13 protein-coding genes and 1 pseudogene are annotated in these 17,251 nt (G+C 72.0%); 4 read left to right on the top strand and 10 right to left on the bottom strand.

The window, feature by feature from the left end; genetic code table 11:
* Positions 1-83: 83 nt before the first annotated feature.
* The 3 genes from tmk to ACFWVC_RS37120 form a co-directional block, all read right to left on the bottom strand.
* Positions 84-3,068, bottom strand: coding sequence for a dTMP kinase (tmk, locus tag ACFWVC_RS37130; protein WP_384298354.1), 2,985 nt, complete (start codon positions 3,066-3,068; stop codon positions 84-86).
* Between the two features lie 112 nt (positions 3,069-3,180).
* Entirely contained in the window at positions 3,181-6,024 is a 2,844-nt protein-coding gene (gene topA, locus ACFWVC_RS37125) for a type I DNA topoisomerase (protein WP_384298351.1), read from the bottom strand.
* A 161-nt stretch (positions 6,025-6,185) separates the two neighbouring features.
* Positions 6,186-6,386: a hypothetical protein gene (locus tag ACFWVC_RS37120; protein WP_384298348.1), complete on the bottom strand. Its 201-nt coding sequence runs from the start codon at positions 6,384-6,386 to the stop codon at positions 6,186-6,188.
* A 299-nt stretch (positions 6,387-6,685) separates the two neighbouring features.
* Between ACFWVC_RS37120 and ACFWVC_RS37115 the strand changes: the two genes are divergently transcribed.
* The 3 genes from ACFWVC_RS37115 to ACFWVC_RS37105 all read left to right on the top strand — a co-directional run bounded on the left by ACFWVC_RS37115 (position 6,686) and on the right by ACFWVC_RS37105 (position 7,972).
* Positions 6,686-7,120, top strand: coding sequence for an NINE protein (locus tag ACFWVC_RS37115; protein ID WP_384298345.1), 435 nt, complete (start codon positions 6,686-6,688; stop codon positions 7,118-7,120).
* A 22-nt stretch (positions 7,121-7,142) separates the two neighbouring features.
* Entirely contained in the window at positions 7,143-7,553 is a 411-nt protein-coding gene (locus ACFWVC_RS37110) for a DUF2752 domain-containing protein (protein WP_384298342.1), read from the top strand.
* Between the two features lie 155 nt (positions 7,554-7,708).
* Entirely contained in the window at positions 7,709-7,972 is a 264-nt protein-coding gene (locus ACFWVC_RS37105) for a TM2 domain-containing protein (protein ID WP_384298339.1), read from the top strand.
* An 82-nt stretch (positions 7,973-8,054) separates the two neighbouring features.
* On the opposite strand, the gene ACFWVC_RS37100 is transcribed toward ACFWVC_RS37105, so the two are convergent.
* The 5 genes from ACFWVC_RS37100 to bldG all read right to left on the bottom strand — a co-directional run bounded on the left by ACFWVC_RS37100 (position 8,055) and on the right by bldG (position 14,129).
* On the bottom strand, positions 8,055-9,572 hold the full coding sequence (locus ACFWVC_RS37100) for a methyltransferase (protein WP_384298336.1): 1,518 nt from the start codon (positions 9,570-9,572) through the stop codon (positions 8,055-8,057).
* A gap of 46 nt (positions 9,573-9,618) precedes the next feature.
* Complete coding sequence (locus tag ACFWVC_RS37095; RefSeq protein ID WP_384298330.1) at positions 9,619-10,185, bottom strand: small secreted protein; 567 nt, start codon at positions 10,183-10,185, stop codon at positions 9,619-9,621.
* 185 nt (positions 10,186-10,370) lie between these two features.
* Complete coding sequence (locus tag ACFWVC_RS37090) at positions 10,371-12,797, bottom strand: sodium-translocating pyrophosphatase (RefSeq protein WP_384298324.1); 2,427 nt, start codon at positions 12,795-12,797, stop codon at positions 10,371-10,373.
* A 396-nt stretch (positions 12,798-13,193) separates the two neighbouring features.
* Positions 13,194-13,703: an ATP-binding protein gene (locus ACFWVC_RS37085; RefSeq protein ID WP_384298317.1), complete on the bottom strand. Its 510-nt coding sequence runs from the start codon at positions 13,701-13,703 to the stop codon at positions 13,194-13,196.
* An 84-nt stretch (positions 13,704-13,787) separates the two neighbouring features.
* Positions 13,788-14,129, bottom strand: a complete 342-nt coding sequence (gene bldG, locus ACFWVC_RS37080; protein WP_018562186.1) for an anti-sigma factor antagonist BldG — start codon at positions 14,127-14,129, stop codon at positions 13,788-13,790.
* A gap of 135 nt (positions 14,130-14,264) precedes the next feature.
* Between bldG and ACFWVC_RS37075 the strand changes: the two genes are divergently transcribed.
* Positions 14,265-16,676 (top strand): DEAD/DEAH box helicase, encoded by a 2,412-nt coding sequence (locus ACFWVC_RS37075; RefSeq protein WP_384298312.1) that lies wholly within the window; start codon positions 14,265-14,267, stop codon positions 16,674-16,676.
* A 62-nt stretch (positions 16,677-16,738) separates the two neighbouring features.
* Here the strand turns inward: ACFWVC_RS37075 and ACFWVC_RS37070 are convergent.
* Positions 16,739-16,990 (bottom strand): annotated as a pseudogene (locus tag ACFWVC_RS37070) (Rv3654c family TadE-like protein); the annotation flags it as partial.
* A complete protein-coding gene (locus ACFWVC_RS37065) occupies positions 16,987-17,184 on the bottom strand; it encodes a hypothetical protein (protein ID WP_384298309.1) in 198 nt (65 codons plus the stop codon). The gene ACFWVC_RS37065 and the pseudogene ACFWVC_RS37070, both read right to left, overlap by 4 nt.
* Between the last annotated feature and the right edge of the window lie 67 nt (positions 17,185-17,251).

Genomic DNA, 17,251 nt, shown 5'->3' with positions numbered 1-17,251 from the left:
GCCCCGGGGTAATCTTATTCAACGGGCAACCGGGGTGGGGGGGCGGGGAAAAAACCTACCCGGACAGCCAGCGCAGCGGCACGTCAGGGGCGGCGGTCCTCGTCGTCACGCGGGCCGAGGAGCTCGTCGGCCAGCGTGGGCAAGTCGTCCAGAGGCGTCTCCTCGGCCCATGACGGCCTCGGCCGCTTCGGCCTCGGCTTCGCCTCCGCCTCGGGGACGGAAGGCAGCTCACGCGTCCGCTCGTTCCCCGACTCGGGTTCCTCCTTGCGGAAGAAGTCGGAGGGCACACGCTCGTCCGGCCGGACGGGCGGGATGACCGCCGTCTCGTCGTCCGCGCGGACGGGCCGCAGGACGGCGGTCTCCGCGACGTCCGGGTCCGCGGGGACCGGTCGCAGCACCGCCGTCTCCTCCTCGGCCGCCGGCGCAGCCGGCACAGCGGGCAGCACAGCGGTTTCGTCGTCCACAGCCGGCGCAACCGGCTTCGGCGTCTCGACCGTGACCGTCGCGTCCTCGGCCCCGGCCTCGGCCTCCGCCGCGAGCCGCGCCGCCTCGGCGCGAAGCAGGGCCTCCTCGGCCTTGCGCTGGCGCTCGAGGCGTCGTTCCTCAGCCTCGGCGCGAAGGCGGGCCTCCTCGTCGGCCTGGCGGCGGCGCCGTTGCTCCTCCTCGCGGAGGATGCGCTCCTCGGCCTCGCGGCGGGCGCGCTCCTCCTCGGCGAGGCGGCGGGTTTCCTCCGCGCGGCGGCGCGCCTCTTCCGCGGCGGCCTCTTCGGCCTCCCGGCGGGCGGTCTCCTCGTCGAGGCGGCGGCGCTCCTCCTCTTCCTGGCGGAGCTTTTCCAGCTGGGCCTGGCGTTCGCGTTCGAGCCGTTCTTCCTCGGCCTTGCGGGCGGCCTCCGCCTCGGCGAGGCGGCGGGCTTCCTCCTCGGCGGCGATGCGGGCCTTCTCGCGGGCCTCGATCTCCTTGTCCGACAGGGGGAGGATCTGGTCGAGCCGGTGGCGTATCACCGTGGTGACGGCCTCGGGCTCCTGCGCGGCGTCGATCACCAGGTAGCGGGCGGGATCGGCGGCGGCGAGCGTGAGGAATCCGGCACGTACCCGCTCGTGGAACTCGGCGGGCTCGGACTCCAGCCGGTCGGGCGCCTCGGTGAAGCGCTCGCGGGCGGCCTCCGGGGTGACGTCGAGCAGCACGGTGAGGTGCGGCACGAGGCCGTCGGTCGCCCAGCGGGAGATGCGGGCGACCTCAGTCGGGGCGAGATCGCGTCCGGCGCCCTGGTAGGCGACGGAGGAGTCGATGTAGCGGTCGGAGACGACCACGGCGCCGCGCTCCAGAGCGGGGCGCACCACGGTGTCGACGTGCTCGGCCCGGTCGGCGGCGTAGAGCAGGGCCTCGGCGCGGTGCGAGAGGCCGGCACTGGAGACGTCTAGCAGGATCGAGCGCAGGCGCTTGCCGACGGCCGTGGCGCCCGGCTCGCGGGTGACGACGACCTCGTGGCCCTTGCCGCGGATCCAGTCGGCGAGCGCCTCGACCTGGGTGGACTTGCCGGCCCCGTCGCCGCCCTCGACGGCGATGAAGAAGCCGGTGGACGCGGGGGCCTGGGCCGGGTCGCCGCCGCGCAGCGCCTCGCGGAGGTCGCGGCGCAGGGGGACGCCCTGGCGGTCGTCGGCCTTGCCGAGGACCAGGGCCGCCACGGGCAGCAGCAGCGCGCCGACCAGCATCAGGGCGTACGCGGCGCCGCCGTGGTCGAACGTGAAGTGGCCGCTGTCGACGCGGTGCGGGCCGATGCCGCCGGCGAGCAGGGGCGCGCCGATGACGCCGACGGCCAGGAGGAGGCGGGTGACGGCGTGGAGGTGGTCGGTGGCGCGGGCGCGCCGGGACTCCTCGGCCTCCTGGTCGATGAGGGTGTGGCCGGTGTTGGCGACGACTCCGGCCGCGATGCCGGCGAGCAGGGCCAGCAGCAGCACGGTCGTCGCGTCCGGGACGATGCCGGCCAGCAGCAGCGCCAGGCCCGTCACCGCGACCGCGATCGCCAGCAGGCGGCGCCGGGACAGACCCGGCAGGATGCGCGGGGCGACGCGGATACCGATCACGGGACCCGCGGTGAGGGCGAGCACGAGCAGGCCGTAGCCGACCGGCCCGCCGCCGAGGTCGGAGGCGTGCAGGGCGGCGAGGCCGACGGAGGCCGCGACGGCCCCGGCGACGGTGGCGGTGCCGAGGACGAGGACCGGGATGGCACCGGTGCGCCCGCGGTCCGCGAGCCGCAGGCCCTGCAGCGGGGAGTGGAGCGGGGCGGCCTGGCCGCCGGGCAGCTCCAGGAAGTACACGACGGCGAAGGACGCGGCGAAGAGCCCGGCGGCGACGTACGAGCCGAGGGCCACCTGGTGGAGCGAGAACCACTCGACGCCGACCGCGATGAGGTTGCCGACCAGGGTGACGACGACGAGGCCCGCGGCGGCCAGCGGGAAGGCGACGAAGCCGGTCCGCAGGTCGAGCCGGCGCAGCGCGTCGAGGTGGTCGGGCAGCGGCCGGACCGTTCCTGCGCCCGGCGCGGGGGCGGGCAGCAGGGCGGGGGCGGCGCCGTCCTTGGCGACCGTCCACAGGCGTTCTGCCACACCCGCGACGAAGACGGTGACGAGCAGCCAGGCGCCGGCGTCGTCGGGGACCCAGGTGGTCCACAGCGGGGCCACGATGAGGAGGCCGACGCGCAGGACGTCGGATCCGATCATGGTCCAGCGCCGGTCGAGCGGCCCTTGGGGCCCGGTGAGGCCGCCCAGCGGGCCCAGCAGGACCGCGCCGAACAGCAGCGTGGCCAGCAGGCGGGCGCCGAAGACCGCGGCGACGGCGAAGGCCGCACCGCGGTAGCCGACGCCGAAGGTCTGGGCGGCGACGCAGGCCTGCACCGTCAGCACCACCAGCACCAGCAGGGCGAGACGGTCGGCGACGGCACCGGTCAGCTGAGCGCCCCACAGCTTGCGCAGGGGCGGGATCTTCAGCAGCGCTCCGACCGCGCGTTCCCGCGAGTCGGCCGCGAGGTCGTCGGCGAACGTGTCCGTTGGCAGCTCGGATCGCGTCATCCCGCCAGCCTATCGGCAGCGGCCGCGGTCGTGACGGGCGCCCGTCCCGACCGTTGAGAGGCCGTGACAACCGGCGGCGGGCCGGATTCCGCCGCCGCCGGTTCCCGGGGGGCTATTCCGCGGTCTTCTTCGCCGCGGTCGCCGTCTTCTTGGCGGCCGTCTTCTTGGCCACGGTCTTCTTGGCCGCGGTCTTCTTGGCGGCCGTCGTGGTCTTCGCGGCCGCCGTCTTCTTCGTCGCGGTCGTCTTCTTCGCGGGGGCCTTCTTCGCCGTCTTCTTGGCGGGGGCCTTGGCGCGCTTCTCGGCGAGCAGCTCGTAACCGCGCTCGGGCGTGAGCGTCTCGACGTCGTCGTCCCGGCGCAGCGTGGCGTTGGTCTCGCCGTCGGTGACGTACGGGCCGAAGCGGCCGTCCTTGACGACGACGGGGCGCTCGCTGACCGGGTCGGTGCCCAGCTCCTTCAGCGGGGGCTTGGCGGCGGCACGGCCGCGCGCCTTGGGCTGGGCGTAGATCGCGAGGGCTTCGTCGAGGGTGATCGTGAAGAGCTGGTCCTCGGTCTCCAGCGAGCGGGAGTCCGTGCCCTTCTTCAGATACGGGCCGTAGCGGCCGTTCTGGGCCGTGATCTCGACGCCCTCGGGGTCGGCGCCGACGACGCGCGGCAGCGACATCAGCTTCAGCGCGTCCTGGAGCGTCACCGTGTCGAGGGACATCGACTTGAAGAGGGAGGCGGTGCGCGGCTTGACCGCGTTCTTGCCGGTCTTCGGGGTGCCCTCGGGAAGGATCTCGGTGACGTACGGGCCGTAGCGGCCGTCCTTGGCGACGATCTGGCGGCCGGTCTCCGGGTCGGCGCCCAGCTCGAAGTCACCGCTGGGCTTGGCCAGCAGTTCCTCGGCGAGCTCGACGGTCAGCTCGTCCGGCGGCATGTCGTCGGGCACGTCGGCGCGCTGGCCGGTCTCGCCCTCGACCTCGCTGGGCTTCTCCACGTACGGGCCGTAGCGGCCGACGCGCAGCACGATGCCGTTGCCGACCGGGAAGGAGGAGACCTCGCGGGCGTCGATGGCGCCGAGGTCCTCGACGAGTTCCTTCAGGCCGCCGAGGTGGTCGCCGTCACCGTTGCCGGCGTCGGCGGCGCCGCCGACGGCTTCGGGACCGTCGCCCTCGCCGAAGTAGAAGCGGCGCAGCCACGGCACGGCCTGGGCCTCGCCGCGGGCGATGCGGTCGAGATCGTCCTCCATCCGGGCGGTGAAGTCGTAGTCGACCAGCCGGCCGAAGTGCTTCTCCAGCAGGCCCACGACGGCGAAGGAGAGGAAGGACGGCACCAGGGCCGTGCCCTTCTTGAAGACGTAGCCGCGGTCGAGGATGGTGCCGATGATCGAGGCGTAGGTCGACGGGCGGCCGATCTCGCGCTCTTCCAGCTCCTTGACCAGCGAGGCCTCGGTGTAGCGGGCCGGGGGCTTGGTCGCGTGGCCGTCGGCGGTGACGTCACGCGCGGTGAGCGGGTCGCCCTCGGTGACGGCGGGCAGCCGGCGCTCGCTGCTGTCGAGCTCGGCGTTCGGGTCGTCGGCGCCCTCGACGTAGGCCTTCATGAAGCCGTGGAAGGTGATGATCTTGCCGGACGCGGAGAACTCGGCGTCGCGGCCGTCACTGGAACGGCCGCCGACCTTGACGGTCACGGACTGACCGACCGCGTCCTTCATCTGGGAGGCGACGGTGCGCATCCAGATCAGCTCGTACAGGCGGTACTGGTCGCCGGTCAGGCCGGTCTCGGCCGGGGTGCGGAAACGATCACCCGAGGGGCGGATCGCCTCGTGCGCCTCCTGGGCGTTCTTGACCTTGCCCGCGTAGACGCGGGGCTTGTCCGGCAGGTAGTCCGCGCCGTACAGCTGCGTGACCTGGGCGCGGGCGGCCTTGACCGCGGTCTCCGACAGCGTGGTGGAGTCCGTACGCATGTAGGTGATGAAGCCGTTCTCGTACAGCTTCTGGGCGACCTGCATGGTGGCCTTGGCCCCGAAGCCGAGCTTGCGGCTGGCCTCCTGCTGCAGGGTCGTGGTGCGGAAGGGCGCGTACGGCGAGCGGCGGTACGGCTTGGACTCGACCGAGCGGACGGAGAAGGCGGCGCCCTCCAGGGCGGCGGCGAGCGCGCGGGCGGCGGCCTCGTCCAGGTGGAGGACGCCGGAACCCTCCCTGAGCTGTCCGGTCGACCCGAAATCGCGGCCCTGGGCGACGCGCTTGCCGTCGACGGCGCTGAGCTTGGCACCGAAGGTGCCGGGGTCGGTGGCGTCACCGGTCCGGCCGGTGGCGAAGGTGGCCGACAGATCCCAGTACTCGGCGGAGCGGAAGGCGATGCGCTCGCGCTCACGCTGCACGACGAGCCGGGTGGCGACGGACTGGACGCGGCCGGCCGACAGGCGCGGCATGACCTTCTTCCACAGGACCGGCGAGACCTCGTAGCCGTAGAGGCGGTCGAGGATGCGGCGGGTCTCCTGGGCGTCGACGAGGGTCTGGTTCAGCTCGCGCGGGTTGCGCACGGCTTCCTGGATGGCGTCCTTGGTGATCTCGTGGAAGACCATCCGGCGCACCGGGACCTTGGGCTTGAGGACTTCCTGCAGGTGCCAGGCGATGGCCTCGCCCTCGCGGTCCTCATCGGTGGCGAGCAGGAGTTCGTCGGAGTCCTTCAGCAGGTCCTTGAGCTTCTTGACCTGGGCCTTCTTGTCGGCGTTGACGACGTAGATCGGCTGGAACTCGCTGTCGACGTTGACGCCGAGCCGTGCCCACGGCTGGCCCTTGTACTCCGCCGGCACTTCGGCGGCCCCGTTCGGGAGGTCGCGGATGTGCCCGACGCTGGCCTCGACGACATAGCCGGGGCCGAGGTAGCCCTTGATCGTCTTCGCCTTGGCAGGCGACTCGACGATGACGAGTCGGCGGCCGCCGCCCTCTGCGGTGTCGCGGGTCGGGGACAACTTCGCTCTTCTCTCCGGGTCGAAGGTGGTCTCGCTGCGGAGTGTGACCGTACATCCCGGTCCCGTGTCAAACGGGAAAAGTCCGCAACGCCACTCGAACGGTAACCCGACAAGCGTCCTGTCTGCCGCACGGACTGCCAGTCATGCCCGTTTTGTCCAGCTCAGAGGGTCAGGAACAGCCAGACCCCGACGAGCAGCGAAACGATCCCGAAAAAACCGGTTACGGCCGTAGCCAGCGTCCCGCCTCCCGGCGTCACCGGCTCGCCGCGTGCGGCGCGGATGACCGTCCAGAGCAGAAGGACGGCGCCGAAGAGCGCGAACACCGTTCCGGCGAAGGCTCCCGGCACGGTCTCCATGTCCATGACTCCCACGCCCCCACGCCCCCTCTCCCCCACACCGCCCGCGTCCGCCTTGCGACGGGATGCCGGCCATCGTCCGGATCGTGGCACACCCGGAAGTCCGGCGGGGCAATCCGCGGTGAATACCGTGGACGAGGACCTGGCCGGATCCTTTCGCTCCCCGGTCCGCCACTCCGCGCCGCCCCCCGCCCGCCACGCGCTCCCCGCGCGCCCCGCGGCCCCGGGCTCCCGCCTCGTCTTCCTTGACGTGCCTGGCAAGATGACGGAAACGCAGACCGTCTTCTCGTAGGGGGAGCCCGAAGATGTCCGACCCGAACAACCCGTACGGCCCGCCCAAGCAGGACGGTTACGGCTATCCGCAGCAGCCGCCGGCCGGCGGCGCTCCCTATGGCCAGCAGCCCGGCTACGGCTACCCGCCGCAAGGCGGCGCCCCCTACGGCCAGCAGCCCGGCTACGGCTACGCCCAGCAGGGCGGATACACCGGCGACCCCAACGCGCCCTACGGGTACGACCCGTACGGCCGCCCGCTCTCGGACAAGTCCAAGGTCGTCGCGGGCGTGCTGCAGTTGCTGCTGGGTGGCCTGGGCGTCGGCCGCTTCTACGTGGGCGACGTCGGCATAGGCATAGCCCAGCTCCTCACCTGCGGCGGGCTCGGCATCTGGTCGCTGATCGACGGCATCCTCTATCTGACGAGCAACGACCGCACCGACTCCCAGGGCCGTCTCCTTCGCAGTTGAGGACGACGACCTCGAGGACCCGATGACCTCCATGACGCTGCACCGCCTCAAGGCCGTGGCCGGACGACCGGCCACGGCCCCGCTGGTGTCCCTGGTGGCCGCCGCCGTCGGCGCCGCGTACCTGTGGGGCACCGACCCCCATGAGCACGGCCACTGGCTGCCCCGATGCCCCCTCAACTGGGCGACGGGGCTGCTCTGTCCGGCCTGCGGCGCGACGCGCATGGTCTACGACCTGATGCACGGGGACCTCGCGGCGGCCTTCCACGACAACCGCCTGCTCCTGCTCGCGAGCCCGCTCGGCCTCTATCTCTACGGACGGTGGGTGATCGAGGGGCTGCGGGGGCGCTCGTACCACCCCACGCTGCACCGCTACGGCCAGGCCGCGCTGCTCATCACGGCGCTGGCCTGGGGAATCGTGCGCAACGCGGTTTGACAACGCCGTGATCACATTTTCGTGACGTCTGTTAACCAGTGGGACAGATGTACGTATCCGATGTTTAGATATGGCCATTCTGCGGCGGGGGGCCGAATCGTGTTCGATACGCGCACTCCTGCCGGCACGTCCCCACGGCACGAGGAGCACGTTCCATGGCCACGCCCACCCCTGACGCCCCGTTCGGTTTCGACAACGCCGGCCGGCCGCTGTCCGACAAGTCCAAGGTGACCGCCGGTCTTCTGCAGCTGTTCCTGGGCGGCCTGGGCATCGGCCGCTTCTACACCGGCCACACGGGCATGGCCATCGGTCAGCTCGTCACCCTGGGCGGCTGCGGCGTCTGGGCCCTGGTCGACGCGATCCTCTTCTTCACCAGCAACGACCGCACCGACGCCAAGGGCCGCGTCCTGCGCGGCTGATCACCCCGCCGCCGTCCGGCCCGCGTCCGCTTCTCCGCTGCGGACGCGGGCCGTTCGCGTTCCTTCGCGCTCGTTCGCGTTGTCAGACCGGCTCGATGAAGCCCTGCTCCACCAGCAGCCGGACCGCCTCCGGCGTACGGTCCCGCAGCACCACCGGGTCCTCGCCGAGCAACTGGGCGATGGCGTCGAGGATGCGGCCGGCCGACAACGTGCCGTCGCAGACGCCCGCGAAGCCCGCGCCCACGGTGTCGACCCGGGTCGCACGGCGCATGCCGCGGTGCGACCGCAGCACGACGTGCTCGGGGTCCTCGGCGCCGGGCAGGCCGACCTGCTCCTGCACCACCTCGTCCGCGAGCCGGAAGCGGGCGTCCAGCAGGGCCGCGTCGTCGTGCGCGCGCAGGAAGTCCTGGCGGCCGAACCACGCGTCGATGTGCGGGCCGAGCGGCTGCTCCACGGGGTGCGGCCACTCCTCCGCGATCACCACGGGCCGGTCGGAACCGGTCCTGCGCACCGTGATCCAGCCGAAGCCGACGCCCTTGGTCTTGCGCTGCTCGAAGACGTCCAGCCAGGCGTCGTAGCGGGCCGCGTACTCCTCCGGGCCGGCCAGGTGGTCGCCGCCGTCGCGCAGCCACAACTCGGCGTACTGGGCGGCGTCCTGCACCTCGCGCTGCACGATCCACGCGTCGCAGCCGCGCGGCACCCAGGAGGCGACGCGGTCCCGCCAGTCCTCACCCTCGGTGTGCTCCCAGTTGGCGAGCAGTTGGAGCCGGCCGCCCTCGGTGAGGTGCTCGCCGGCCTGCTGGACGAGTGTCCGGCACAGGTCGTCACCGGCCATGCCGCCGTCGCGGTAGGTGAAGCGGCCGCCTGGGGAGATGACGAACGGCGGGTTGGACACGATCAGGTCGAAGCGCTCGTCGCCGACCGGCTCGAAGAGGCTGCCCTCCCGCACGTCGGGCTCGGGGGCCCCGGACAGGGCGAGCGTGAGCCGGGCGAAGTGCAGGGCGCGCGGGTTGAGATCCGTCGCGGTGACCCGGGTGGCGTGCCGGGAGGCGTGCAGCGCCTGGATGCCGGAACCGGTGCCGAGGTCGAGCGCGCTCGCCACGGGAGTGCGGACGGTGATCCCGGCCAGGGTGGTGGAGGCACCGCCCACCCCGAGCACCAGGTCCGCCCGGTCCACACCGGGCGTCGTGCGGATGCCGTTGGCGCCGCCTACCGCGCAGCCGAGGTCGGAGACGATGTACCAGTCCTCGCCGTCGTCACCCCCGTACGGACGCACGTCCACCGTGGCCCGCACCTCGTCGCCGTCCCGCACCAGCCAGCCGCCGGCGACGGCGGCGTCGAGCGGCAGCACGTCGCGCAGCCGCTCGTACGGGACGGGCTGCTGCAGCAGGAAGAGCCGCACAAGGCTCTCCAGCGGGCTGCCGCCGCGCGTGGCCCGCAGGGCGGGCACGGTCTCGGCCCGCGACAGGGCCGCGTAGGCGGTCGCGCCGAGCAGGTCCAGGCAGCCGTCGGCTGTGAAGGCGGCGGCGCGCAGGGCGTCCCTGAGGCGTTCGGCGCTGTCGGGGGCGGGCAGGGGCGGCGGGGGCGGCTGCGTACTCACGGAGTCATTGTCACCCCCCGCGGGTCGCTCACCCGCTCCCGCGCGCTCAGGACTTCGTCGGGGCGGCGCCGCCGGCCTGGCAACCCGGCTGCTTGGCCATGGCCGTGCCGACCTCACCACTGCTCAACGTACGGAGCGCGCGCGTCTCGACTGTGTTGATCTTGTCGAGGGACGTGGAGACGCCCTTCAGCCCTTCGGCGAAATCCGCCTGATCGGTGACCGGCAGAGCGTCGACCTGCTTCCGCAGGTTCCCGTACGAGGTGGACAGCGACCTGAGGTCGGCAAGCACGTTCTTCTGGAGCGTCGCGCCGTTTTCGACCGGTGGCGCCCCGGCCTTATCAATGGTGTCGGCGAGCAGCTTGAACGACTCGGACTTCTGCTGGAAGGCGCTGGAGTCGGCCCGCCTGACCTCGATCGGCTTGCCGTTGCTCGGGGCGTTGCTGATCTTCGCGTTCGCGTCGTTGATCTTCTTCACCTGGGCGGCGGCCTGGGTGCAGACCGTCTTCGCCCAGCTGTCGAGCTTTTCGTTGCCGTTGTCTCCGCAGCCCGCCAGCGTCCCCGTCGCCAGGATCAGAGCCGTAGCGGGCAGTGCGGCCGCGAGTTTCGTCTTCACGGCCCCGGAACCTACACGGCCGGTGCCCGCGGGCCATATCCGCTCCGCACGATATGCCGATCAATACCCCATATGAACCAAAAAGAGGGTGATGGATCTGACGCGAACGCGGGCGGCGGGCGCCATCCTTGTGGATGACGCCCGCCGCGCCCGCACGGTTCGTGCCGGACTCAGCTCACCCGGTGTCAGACGGCCGCCGTGGCAGACGGATCGGCTGATCGCTTGGCCGGTCCGGAGTCCCCGCCTTTGTCGTCGCCGTCGCCGTCGTCGTCGCCGACCGCGATGCCGCGGCGCTTGGACATGTAGACGGCACCGACGATGACCGCCAGGGACACCACCGCGACACCGATGCGCACGCCGAGGTTGGCGTCGTCGCCGTAGGAGAACTGGACGACGGCCGGGGCGATCAGCAGCGCCACCAGGTTCATGACCTTGAGCAGCGGGTTGATCGCCGGACCGGCGGTGTCCTTGAAGGGGTCGCCGACGGTGTCGCCGATGACGGTCGCGGCATGGGCCTCGCTGCCCTTGCCGCCGTAGTGGCCGTCCTCGACCATCTTCTTGGCGTTGTCCCAGGCACCACCGGAGTTGGCGAGGAACACCGCCATCAAGGTGCCCGCGGCGATGGCTCCGGCCAGGTACGAGCCGAGCGAGCCCACGCCGAAGCAGAAGCCGACCGCGATCGGGGCGAGCACCGCGAGCAGACCCGGCGTGGCCAGTTCGCGCAGCGCGTCCTTCGTGCAGATGTCGACCACGCGGCCGTACTCGGGCTGCTCGGTGTAGTCCATGATCCCGGGACGCTCGCGGAACTGCCTGCGCACCTCGAAGACCACCGAACCGGCCGACCGCGACACGGCGTTGATGGCCAGTCCGGAGAAGAGGAAGACGACGGCCGCGCCGAGCAGCAGCCCGACCAGGTTGTTCGGCTGGGAGATGTCCAGGTCCAGCCACCGCAGGTCGCCGGCGGAGACGTTGGCGTCCCGGACGGCGGTGTCCACGGCCTCCTTGAAGGAACCGAAGAGCGCGGTCGCCGCGAGGACGGCGGTCGCGATCGCGATTCCCTTGGTGATGGCCTTGGTGGTGTTGCCGACCGCGTCGAGGTCGGTGAGGACCTGCGCGCCAGCGCCGTGGACGTCGCCGGACATCTCGGCGATGCCCTGGGCGTTGTCCGAGACCGGGCCGAAGGTGTCCATCGCCACGATCACGCCGACGGTGGTCAGCAGGCCGGTACCGGCCAGCGCCACCGCGAACAGCGCCAGCCACACCGAGGCTCCGCCGAGCAGGAAGGCGCCGTAGACCGACAGTCCGATGAGCACGGCCGAGTAGACCGCCGACTCCAGGCCGACCGAGATGCCGGACAGGATGACGGTGGCCGGCCCGGTGAGCGAGGTCTTGACGATGTCGCGCACCGGCCGGCGGCTGGTCTCGGTGAAGTAGCCGGTCAGCTGCTGGATGAGCGCCGCCAGCACGATGCCGATGGCGACCGCGACCAGTGCGAGTACGCGCGGGTCACCGGGGTGCGAGGCGATGTCGCCGGGCACGTTCTTCAGGTCCGCGTACGTCGAGGGCAGGTACGCGAAGGCCGCCACGGCCACCATCACGAGCGAGATGGCGGCGGACACGAAGAAGCCGCGGTTGATCGCGGTCATGCCGCTGCGGTCGTTGCGGCGGGGGGCCACCGCGAAGATGCCGACCATGGCCGTGAGCACACCGATCGCGGGGATCAGCAGCGGGAAGGCCAGGCCCGAGTCACCGAAGGCGACCTTGCCGAGGATCAGCGCGGCCACCAGGGTGACGGCGTACGACTCGAAGAGGTCGGCGGCCATGCCGGCGCAGTCGCCGACGTTGTCGCCGACGTTGTCCGCGATGGTCGCGGCGTTGCGCGGGTCGTCCTCGGGGATGCCCTTCTCCACCTTGCCGACCAGGTCGGCGCCGACGTCCGCGGCCTTGGTGAAGATGCCGCCACCGACCCGCATGAACATCGCGAGCAGCGCGGCACCGAAGCCGAAGCCCTCCAGCACCTTGGGTGCGTCGGCCTTGTAGATCAGGACGACGGCGGAGGCGCCCAGCAGGCCGAGCCCGACCGTGAACATGCCGACCACGCCGCCGGTGCGGAAGGCGATCTTCATGGCGCGGTGCGAGACGGTCGTCAGATCGGCCGCGGGCTCACCCTCCGCCGGGGTGGCGGCCCGGGCGGCCGCCGCCACACGGACGTTGCTGCGCACCGCGAGCCACATGCCGATGTAGCCGGTGATCGCCGAAAAGACGGCGCCCACGAGGAAGAACACACTGCGTCCGATGCGCTGCGACAGGTTGTCCGCGGGCAGCAGCATCAGCAGGAAGAACGCGGCGATCGCGAAAACGCCCAGCGTGCGGAACTGCCGTGCGAGATAGGCGTTGGCCCCCTCCTGCACAGCAGCGGCGATCTTCTTCATGCTGTCGGTGCCCTCATCGGCACTGAGCACTTGACGAACCAGCACCACGGCGAGGCCCAGTGCTGCCAGGGCGACCACCGCGATGACGATCACCAGATTGCGGTTTCCGTCGGTCAGTACAGGCGATGCGGCCAGTGGTTGAGCGATGTCCTGCAGGTGAGGGGTAAGTGGCCCCGCCATTCGTCCTCCTTGACGTTTGGCACATGGGCGCGCGGCTCGGGCGACTTCGCAGCCGCGACACTCAGGCTTGTGAGCTGAGCAAAGATGGACGGATTGTAGGGAGCCCAACTAGATCAAAACAGGGCGCAGGAACCGAATTTCGCCGCCACCAGGGAATTGCAAAGCACCCCACCTGCAAATATCACCGGAAAAGGTGAACAGTCCGCGCGCAAGTGGATCAACAGGAAGAGTGAACCGGGAGCGGGCCGAGCCCGCCGCACTGACCTGCGGCGGAGGCATTCGGGCAGCCGACGGAGGGCGTTTCCGGATACGACACGGAACGCCCGTTCGAAACACACGTACGGCGACACCGGGATGCCGCGGGGCCCGTGTCAGGGCGGCCCGCGGCGGGGGGCGCTAGAGCGCGACCGGATTGAGCGGCCAGCTCATCCGGATGACGTCGCCGTACTCACCGGACACGACCTCGACATCGTCGACGAGGCCGCTGATGACGGCGAGACCCATCTGGCTCTCGTCCTCGGCCTCCGATGTCTCGGAGGAGTCGACGCCGTCCGGATGCGGTGCCGGGTGCTCGGCGGGCCCGTCGGTGCGGGCCGCGGGAACGGAGGCGTTGGAGGCGTCCGTACCGGTGACCGAGGGGCCGGCGGCCGAGGGATCGGGGCCGTTGTCACCGACCTCGATGGTGAACTTCTTCTCCTCCTCGGTCAGCCGCACGTGCACGGGCCGGTCCTCACCGCTGCTGCGGTGCAGGCCGACGGCCCGGCTGCACGCCTCACCGACGGCGAGCCGGACCTCGTCGAGGACGGCCTCGTCCACCCCTGCCCTGCGGGCCACCGCAGCCGCCACCAGTCGTGCGGTGCGGACGTGCTCCGGCAGTGCGCTGAAGAGCAGTTCAACGGTGGGCATGGCCTCCCCCTCGTGCCTGTGGGCAAGCAACACTGGGGTCCGGGCGTCGGCGTCGCCCGGATCCCCGCGGTCCGGCGGCGGCTGTCAATCGGTCGCCGCGACGGCCTCGTCGACCGAGGTGTGGATGGGGAACACCTTGGTCAGGCCGGTGATACGGAAAATCTTGAGAATGCGCTCCTGGTTGCACACCAGGCGCAGCGAGCCTTCATGCGCGCGAACCCGCTTGAGCCCGCCGACGAGCACACCGAGTCCGGTCGAGTCCAGGAAGTCCACGCCTTCCATGTCCACGACCAGGTGGTAACTACCGTCGTTCACGAGTTCAACCAGCTGCTCACGCAGCTTGGGTGCGGTGTACACATCAATCTCGCCGCCGACCTCGACGACCGTACGGTCGCCGACGGTTCGAGTCGACAGGGACAGGTCCACGGATCCTCCAGCACCTTGCATCGAGCGGTCGCCCCCCATGGATCGGCAGCCGCGATGGCATTCAATCACTTACCAGCGGGCATGCACGACGCCTTACGGCGATTGTCCGTCATGCCAGTGACACACTGAGTGCCGATGGCTCAGGATCATCTTCCGCAGTCGGCGCACGGCCGCACCTCCCCCCGCGCCCTCCTGGAGCGGTTGACCTCGGGGGTGGGCAGGGCCGCGCGCATCACCCATACGGAGCACTTGCCCCCGCGGGTGGGTCGCCATGCCGATTGGCCTGATCAGATCCGCGCGGAAGTGATCGACGCCGTCCGGCTGGCCGGCATCGACCGGCCCTGGGAGCACCAGGCCCACGTCGCCGCACACGCCCTCGCGGGCACGTCGGCCGTGGTCTCCACCGGGACGGCCTCCGGGAAGTCCCTGGCGTACCTCGTGCCGGTCCTCAGCGCGCTCCTGGACGGCTCCGAGGCGCCGAACGGCCGGGGGGCCACGGCGCTCTACCTGGCCCCCACGAAGGCGCTGGCGGCCGATCAGCGGCGCGCCGTGGCCGACCTCGCGGCACCGCTGGGCAAGGCCGTACGGGCGGCCGTCTACGACGGCGACACGCCCTTCGAGGAGCGCGAATGGGTACGCCAGTACGCGACCTATGTGCTGACCAACCCCGACATGCTCCATCTGGGGATTCTCCCGGGCCATTCGCGCTGGGCCTCCTTCCTCAAGCAGCTGCGCTACGTGGTGATCGACGAGTGCCACACCTACCGCGGTGTCTTCGGTTCGCACGTCGCCCAGGTCATACGCAGGCTCCGGCGTGTCTGCGCCCGATACGGGGCGGATCCGGTCTTCCTCCTGGCGTCGGCGACCGCCGCCGACCCCGGTGCGACGGCCACCCGGCTGACCGGCGTCCCGGTGGCGGAGGTCACCGAGGACGCGTCACCGCGCGGTGAACTCGCCTTCGCCTTGTGGGAGCCGCCGCTCACCGAGCTGAGCGGCGAGCAGGGCGCCCCGGTGCGGCGCTCGGCGACCGCCGAGGCCGCCGACCTGCTGACCGACCTCGTCCTGGACGGCACGCGCACGGTCGCCTTCGTCCGCTCCCGGCGCGCCGCCGAGCTGATCGCCGTGATCGCCCAGGAACGGCTCGCCGAGATCGACCGCTCCCTGCCCCGGCGTGTCGCGGCCTACCGCGGCGGCTATCTGCCGCACGAGCGGCGCGCCCTGGAGCGCGAGCTGCACTCCGGGCGGCTGCTCGGACTGGCGTCCACGACGGCCCTGGAGCTGGGTGTGGACGTCTCCGGGCTCGACGCCGTGCTCCTGGCCGGGTATCCGGGTACGCGGGCGTCCCTGTGGCAGCAGGCGGGCCGGGCGGGGCGCGCCGGGCAGGGCGCCCTGGCCGTGCTGATCGCCCGTGACGACCCCCTCGACACGTATCTGGTCCACCACCCGGACGCCCTCTTCCGCCGCCCGGTGGAGTCGACCGTGCTCGACCCGGACAACCCGTACGTCCTGGCGCCGCACCTGTGCGCGGCTGCCGCGGAGCTCCCGCTGACCGAGGCCGACCTGGAGCTCTTCGGCCCCGAGGCGGCCGTGCTGCTTCCCCAGCTGGAGCGCCGCGGGCTGCTGCGCCGCCGGGCCGGCGGGTGGTACTGGACGCGCCGGGAGCGGGCCGTGGACCTCACCGACATCCGGGGCGAGGGCGGCAAGCCCGTCCAGGTCGTCGAAGCCGGCACCGGGCGCCTGCTCGGCACCGTCGACGCGGGCGCCGCGCACACCACCGTCCACCAGGGCGCGGTGCATCTGCACCAGGGCCGCACCTATCTGGTCCGCGAACTGGACCTGGACGAGTCGGTCGCGCTGGTGCAGCAGGCCGATCCGCCGTATTCGACGATGGCCCGTGACACCACCTCGATCTCCGTGCTGGACGAGGACCTGGTGGAGGAGTGGGGCGAGGCCCGCCTCCACTTCGGCTCCGTCGAGGTGACCCATCAGGTCGTCTCCTTCCTCCGCCGCCGGCTGATCACCGGCGAGGTCATGGGCGAGAGCAAGCTCGACCTCCCGCCCCGGACGCTGCGCACCCGCGCCGTGTGGTGGACGCTCACCGACGATCAGCTGGACGCGGCCGCCATCCACCCCGAGGAGCTGCCCGGCGCCCTCCACGCCGCCGAGCACGCCTCCATCGGCCTGCTGCCGCTCTTCGCCACCTGCGACCGCTGGGACATCGGCGGTGTCTCCGTTCCGCTGCACCCGGACACCGGGCTGCCGACCGTCTTCGTGTACGACGGCCATCCGGGTGGCGCGGGCTTCGCCGAACGCGCCTTCCACACCGCCGGGACCTGGCTGACCGCCACCCGTGAGGCGATCGCTTCCTGCGAGTGCGAGTTCGGCTGCCCCTCGTGCGTGCAGTCACCCAAGTGCGGCAACGGCAACGAGCCCCTGGACAAGGCGGCCGCGGTGCGCGTCCTGGACGTGCTCCTGGCCACCACCGGTGACAAGGGCGGCAAGGGCCGCAAGGGTGCCGACGACGGCGAGCCGCCCGCGGAGTCCTGAGGCCCGGCGCGGGATCGGACCTGGGCCGGCCCCACGGCGGCCGTCACGTCGGCGATCTCGCCGGTGACCGCGCAGCGCACCAGGCGGGCGTGCTGCGCCGTGGCCACCCGCGCGGCGAGGGCGCAGGCCGCCTCGGCGCCGCGCAGGGCGTGGTCGGCCGCGGCGAGGGCGGCGAGGTCCGCGGCGGCCCCGGCGCGGTGCCGGGCGGCGATCGCGGCGCCCACGGCGAGCACCGCGCAGGCTGCCAGGACCAGGACGGCGCCCAGCAGTGCCGCCCATACCGTGGCCGAGCCCCGGTCGCTCCCGGGCCTCATGACGCCTCCCCTGGCTGCCGGGCGCGCTCCTGCTGCCCTTCCAGCCCCTCATGCCCCTCGACGGCGGCCACCGCCTCACCGCGGAGCGTGAGGGAGAGCGAACGGGCCTCGACGGTCACCCGGACCAGGCCGCCGCCGCGCCGGACCGCGACACCGGCCCCGGCGGGGGCCGCCGAGCGGGCGGCCGCCAGCACGGCGCCCTCCGGCTCGTCGCGGGCCGGGGCGGGGGGGCCCCCCCCCCGGGGGGGGGGCCCCCCCGCT

Source organism: Streptomyces sp. NPDC058691 (genome assembly GCF_042714775.1).
Taxonomy (GTDB): Bacteria; Actinomycetota; Actinomycetes; order Streptomycetales; family Streptomycetaceae; genus Actinacidiphila.
The sequence above is the reverse complement of the archived record's forward strand: the minus strand, read 5'-3'. Positions and strand labels throughout refer to the sequence as shown.

What these genes read in the sequence shown, in the direction of transcription:
- tmk (WP_384298354.1), bottom strand. Translation starts at nt 3,068, where the DNA reads ATGACGCGATCCGAGCTGCCAACGGACACGTTCGCCGACGACCTCGCG.
- ACFWVC_RS37120 (WP_384298348.1), bottom strand. Translation starts at nt 6,386, where the DNA reads ATGGACATGGAGACCGTGCCGGGAGCCTTCGCCGGAACGGTGTTCGCG.
- ACFWVC_RS37115 (WP_384298345.1), top strand. Translation starts at nt 6,686, where the DNA reads ATGTCCGACCCGAACAACCCGTACGGCCCGCCCAAGCAGGACGGTTAC.
- ACFWVC_RS37110 (WP_384298342.1), top strand. Translation starts at nt 7,143, where the DNA reads ATGACCTCCATGACGCTGCACCGCCTCAAGGCCGTGGCCGGACGACCG.
- ACFWVC_RS37105 (WP_384298339.1), top strand. Translation starts at nt 7,709, where the DNA reads ATGGCCACGCCCACCCCTGACGCCCCGTTCGGTTTCGACAACGCCGGC.
- ACFWVC_RS37090 (WP_384298324.1), bottom strand. Translation starts at nt 12,797, where the DNA reads ATGGCGGGGCCACTTACCCCTCACCTGCAGGACATCGCTCAACCACTG.
- ACFWVC_RS37085 (WP_384298317.1), bottom strand. Translation starts at nt 13,703, where the DNA reads ATGCCCACCGTTGAACTGCTCTTCAGCGCACTGCCGGAGCACGTCCGC.
- ACFWVC_RS37075 (WP_384298312.1), top strand. Translation starts at nt 14,265, where the DNA reads ATGGCTCAGGATCATCTTCCGCAGTCGGCGCACGGCCGCACCTCCCCC.